Origin of the sequence: Luteibaculum oceani, from assembly GCF_007995015.1 — a bacterium.
GTDB lineage: Bacteria > Bacteroidota > Bacteroidia > Flavobacteriales_D > Luteibaculaceae > Luteibaculum > Luteibaculum oceani.
Genome location: NZ_VORB01000019.1, coordinates 1 through 4261, shown reverse-complemented (window position 1 = coordinate 4261; position 4261 = coordinate 1). Strand labels below are relative to the sequence as shown.

The window sequence follows — 4261 nt, the reverse complement described above, 5'->3', positions numbered from 1 at the left end:
ATTCTTTGTAAAGATTCTGCTGTTACCATTACCGCTACTATGGTTGGAAACGGTCCTTTTGATCTTGAAATCTCCGATGGCAACGGAAATACCTATCCTGCGCTTAACGAGCTACCGGTAATTAACTCCTATCAGTTCTCTCAACCGCTTTCCGATATCACCACCTTTTCGGTTACACGCATGATAGACAATAGCTCTCTGCGTTGTCCTATCGTAAAACCTGCAGCCATCGAAGTGGGCGTATTCGAACCCATCGTAGCGAAACTCATCGAAGAAGACTGTATCCTCAATCCCGATGGAATTTCTTTCCTTGGGTTTACACCCGTTATTGAACTCTCTGGCGGAGATGGAACCAACTACCAGTACGATCTTTTTGTAGATGGCAATCTGGTGAAATCTGGTGCTCCCGCTCCAAGTGCTTTGCATAGGCTGGATACCCTTCCTAACGGAGTAGAATATTCCTATCGTTTTTACGATGGATCCAACTGTCCGGATGTGGAAGCTGTATTTAACCGTCGTCCAAGAAAATACTGTGAGTGCGCCACTTTTGCCGGTACTATGGATATAAATCCACTGGAGTTCTGTGAATACGAAACTGCGGTGGTGCCTAACGTATCCAATTCTTTCCTAGAACCTGAAGACACGCTTTATTACATCCTTCACGATAGAGCAGGTATCGTTTTGGGAGAGCGTTTAGATTCTAACCAGTTCCCTTCCTTCGACTATTTCCCTGCGCTAGAGTTCAACAAGACCTACTACATTTCTCCTATTGCAGGAGATCGCCGAGGTGGCGGCATCGACCCCATTGACACCTGTGTATCGGTTGGAGATGGTACGCCGATTATCTTCCGTCCACAACCTGCCGTTAGCTTTAGCAGTTTGGGTGGAGACATCTGCGAGGGGGACATCTTTGAACTTGGCTTTGAATTTACCGGTAACGGGCCCTTTAGACTACAAGGAACCGCCACCAACTCCAAAGGGACTTCGGTGCTCGATTACAGCTTCTTGCCCGATTCGGGATCTTTGCCGCTAAACCCACTGGAAAACACCGTGTATCGCTTTACGCGACTTTCCGATGGCAACGCCAATACCTGTGAGCTGAATTTCGATACCCCCATAGCGGTTAATGTATTCGATCTTCCACGGGTTTCGATTACCGATCCCGATGAAATTAACATCTGTGAAGGTTCTTCTACTCAAATCAACGTAGCCATTACAGGTGGAACAGGGCCTTACCGCATAGAGTTCCTTAAAAACGGCGCTCCTTTTGGGAATCCCGTAGTGACCAATAACAACAGTTTCCAACTCAATGTATTCGAGGGAGGACTTTATCAAATCAACGCCATTCGCGATGAAGGCGCCAATTGTGGCGGGCTGGTACTCGATGGATCGGTGCGTGTGGTAGTTAAAAAACAACCCTTTGCCAATGCAGGGCCCAGTCCTATAGAGGTATGTGGAAGTTTTACCCAACTCGATGCGACCCCTTCCTTTGGAAAAGGAGCTTGGCGACTGCCTTCAGACGGTTCTTTTACCTTCTCCAATAACAAGCAATCGAAAACCTTTGCCTTTGTTCCCGAGCCGGGGGAATACCAGTTCATTTGGGAAGAAACCAATGCACCTTGTCCCGTTTCTCGCGATACCGTTTTTGCGACCTTCTTCGAGCAGCCCAAAGCCGACGCTGGAGTCGATTCACTCTTTTGTGGGACTTCGGCTCAGCTTTATGCCACCCCATCGGTAAGTGGGCCTAAAAACCGTAGCTTCTGGATTTATAACGGTTCGGGGGCTGTGGTATACGAAGATGCGCAAGAGCCAAACTCTCGCGTTAGCGTGGGTACTTCCGGTACTTACGATCTCATTTGGAGAGAAGAAGCTTCGGCTCAATGTGTAGATCACGATACCGTTTCTATTGTATTCTCCGATTTCCTTCGCGCTTCGGTAATCGATACCATTTGTTTGAACAACGGAGCCAACTACCAATTTGTAATCGATGTACGCGGTGGAGACCCCGCTTCTATTACCGTTAATGGTAAGCTCGTCGGTTCATTGCCCTATACCACACCGGTTCTTAACTCAGGACAACCCTACAAGTTTGGATTTAGCGATCAAAGTGGTTGTGGGTTCTCCGATACCCTTCGCACTTCCTATGGTTGTCCTTGTCTTAGCGATGCTGGTAGTCTTGTACAAGACACCCTTTTTGCTTGTATCGGAGATCGCCTCATTGCGCAAGCTACTTCCGATTATGTCCTCGACTCGGACGACACCTTACTTTATGTGTTACACACTGAAAGTGGAGCCAGTTTGGGCAACATCCTACATTTTAAGGGAAGCAACGGAATTGTAGCCAGTAACAAGGCCATTGCAACCGGTAAGGTATATTACCTATCGCGCGTTGTGGGAACCAAAAACGGTTCTACCCTTGGACTTAACGTTAAGGACTATTGCTTAAGCGTGGCTCCAGGTACCCCTGTAGTATTTGGAAAACCAGCTCAGGCTATTGTCTCGGCAACTTCTAAAATCTGCGATGGCGAAAATGTGTACATCACCATTAACGGTTCGGGAGTAGGGCCTTATGTCTTTACCCTTAAATCGTCGCCCACCGATGTAGGGGTTAACTACTCTCTGCAATCGGGTGAAAGCATAGAACTTTTATCTCCGGCCGTTGGTTCCTACACTTATTACATCGCTGGTTTTAAAGACATGGGCAACAGTCGTTGCACGAAGCTATTGAACGATAGGGTGAATTTTACGGTCAACAAAATTCCTTCGGCTAATGTTAGCGTACCAACTGAAGCTTGTATCAACGCTCCGGTACCTTTTAGCGCAACATCTACCGAGAACGTACAAATCTCTTGGGATTATGGAGATGGATCGCCTGTAGAGTTTGGGCCTAACCGCTCGCACCGCTTTGTCTCCTCTGGACGGTTTACCGTAACGACCACCGTGCTCAATAAAACCACCGGTTGTATTAACAGCTATCGCAACGACATTGAAATTCAAGACATCCCAACCCCCGATTTCACCATCGATGGGCTCTTAGATTTTGCAGATGTACTTTGCGATAACGACCGGGTGCGTATTGCCATTGTAAACCAGGATTTAGGAACCACCTACAACTGGTATATCAACGATGTATTGCAAAGTCCGTTTATTCCTAACTTTAATTTATCGCTCCTTGGAGGTAGTAAAACCATACGTTTGGAGGCCGTTACCTCAGCCGGGTGTTTTGCATCCATAGAGAAAACCATCAAAGTGGCCATTCCAACGGCCAAAATTGAATCGGTTAACGAAGTGTGTAACCGCAGCGATTTGGCCATGAAGTTTACTTCCGGAATAAACGTAGATCAGTTCCAGTGGCAGATTATCGGAAATGGAGTGGATACCCGAAGTACCAACCCAGCAGTATATCCAGTGAACGAACCTTCGGGAACCAACTTCCTAACCCTTAATCTGGAGCTTACCACCAAAGAGGGCTGTGTAAACAACATCTCTAAATCCATACGTGTAAAACAAGTATTGGCAGGGTTCTTTGCCCCGAGCGAGGTTTGTTTAAACGACACCGTATTTATTACCTCCAACACCAACAACGTACAAGATGTGCGGTATGAGTTTGGCGACGGGCAGGTGAGTTCTTCGAAAAAGCAGGTATTAAAACACCTATACAAATCTCCTGGAACTTATACCATCAAGCAGTTTGTGAGCAATCAGGCTGAAAACTGTAGCGACCAGCTGCAAAAGCAAGTCATTGTGAACCCACTGCCTAAGGCCAAAGGAGGAACTTTTGAGGTGTGTATCGATCAAATTGACACCTTATCAGCATCAGGTGGATCATCCTACAGTTGGTCGCCCGACACGTTGCTGGCAGTGCCTTTTGGTGCCAACGTACGCTTTAGCGCCATAGGCGATTCCATTGGAAATAGTTATACCTACAAAGTGGCGGTGTTTAACCTAAAAGGCTGTCGCGATACCGCAACCGTTGTAGCGAACATCGTAGGGTTAGATTCTACCATTATTCTGCCTAACATCTTCGATACCCTCATTGTAAAAGGCGATTCGTTTACAACTCAGCTTCCCGAATACCCTGGACTTATTTACAACTGGACGCCAAAAGCAAAATTCAGTTGTAGCGACTGTCCCAACCAAACCGTGGAAGTATTTACCCAGCAAGAATTTGCAGTGGAGGTTACCGATATTTTTGGTTGTACAAATCAAGCGACAGACTACATCCTTCGTGTAGATGCTACCAAATACTCCCTGGATGTTC

1 protein-coding gene is annotated in these 4261 nt (G+C 46.7%); it reads left to right on the top strand.

Annotated features, from left to right (window positions below; all coding sequences use genetic code 11):
• Nucleotides 1-4261: PKD domain-containing protein (locus tag FRX97_RS12105; RefSeq protein ID WP_147015482.1), on the top strand; the 4261-nt coding region annotated here is incomplete at both ends.